Below are 1,366 nucleotides of genomic sequence, written 5' to 3' on the forward strand. Positions count from 1 at the left end.
GGACAAATTTCGTCCTTTCTTTTTTGATATTCAGAGCGATAAAAATCCGTTTTTTGAAGTTTTCAAAGTTCCGAAAACCAAAGGCATTGCGTTTGATAAGTTTGATGAGATTATTCGTCGCTTCCAATTTTGCGTTGGAATAGGGTAACTGAAGAGCATTGACGATTTTCTCTTTGTCCTTTAGAAAGGTCTTAAAGACAGTCTGAAAAAGAGGATGAACCAGCTTAAGATTGTCCTCAATGAGTCCGAAAAATTTATCTGCCTCCTTGTTCTGAAAGTGAAAGAGTAAGAGCTGATAGACATTGTAGTGGTGTTTCAAGTCTTCTGAATAGCTCAAAAGCTTGTCTAAAATCTCTTTATTGGTTAAGTGCATGCGAAAAGTAGGGCGATAAAATCGCTTATCACTCAGTTTACGGCTATCTTGTTGGATGAGTTTCCAGTAGCGCTTGGTAGCCTTGTATTCATGAGATTTTCGATGAAACTGATTCATGATTTGGACACGCATACGACTCATAGCACGGCTCATGTGTTGGACAATATGGAAACGATCCAACACGATTTTAGCGTTTGGAAAAAGCTGTTTAGCCAAGTCATAGTAAGGACTAAACATATCCATAGTAATGATTTTCACCTGACAGCGCACGGCTCTATCGTAGCGAAGAAAGTGATTCCGAATGATAGCTTGTGTTCTTCCTTCAAGAACAGTGATGATATTAAGATTATCAAAATTTTGAGCAATAAAACTCATCTTTCCCTTAGTGAAAGCATACTCGTCCCAAGACATAATCTCAGGGAGGTACGAAAAATCAGGCTTAAAACGGAAGTCATTAAGCTTGCGAATAACAGTTGATGTTGAAATGGCTAACTGATGAGCAATATCGGTCATAGAAGTCTTTTCAATCAACTTTTGCGCAATTTTTTGGTTGATAATACGAGGAATTTGGTGATTCTTCTTGACGATAGAAGTTTCAGCGACCATCATTTTTGAACAGTGATAGCACTTGAAACGACGCTTTTTAAGTAGAATTCTAGTAGGCATACCAGTCGTTTCGAGGTAAGGGATCTTAGACGGTTTTTGAAAATCATATTTCTTCATTTGACTTCCGCACTCAGGGCAAGATGGAGCATTGTAGTCCAGTTTGGCGATGATTTCTTTGTGTGTATCCCTATTGATGATATCTATAAATTGGATATTAGGGTCTTTGATATCGAGTAGTTTTGTGATAAAATGTAATTGTTCCATATGAATCTTTCTAATGAGTTGTTTTGTCGCTTTTCATTATAGATCTTATGGGACTTTTTTTCTACACAAAAAAGGCTCCATAAGATCCATAGGGGATTTACCCACTACAAATATTATAGAGCC

1 protein-coding gene is annotated in these 1,366 nt (G+C 37.3%); it reads right to left on the reverse strand.

Annotated elements, in window-relative coordinates; genetic code table 11:
* Positions 1 to 1,243: ISL3 family transposase (locus QP439_RS08885; protein ID WP_285389637.1), on the reverse strand; the 1,243-nt coding region annotated here is incomplete at its 3' end.
* Between the last annotated feature and the right edge of the window lie 123 nt (positions 1,244 to 1,366).

The organism is Streptococcus sp. UMB1203, assembly GCF_030217725.1.
In the GTDB taxonomy this organism is placed as follows: domain Bacteria; phylum Bacillota; class Bacilli; order Lactobacillales; family Streptococcaceae; genus Streptococcus.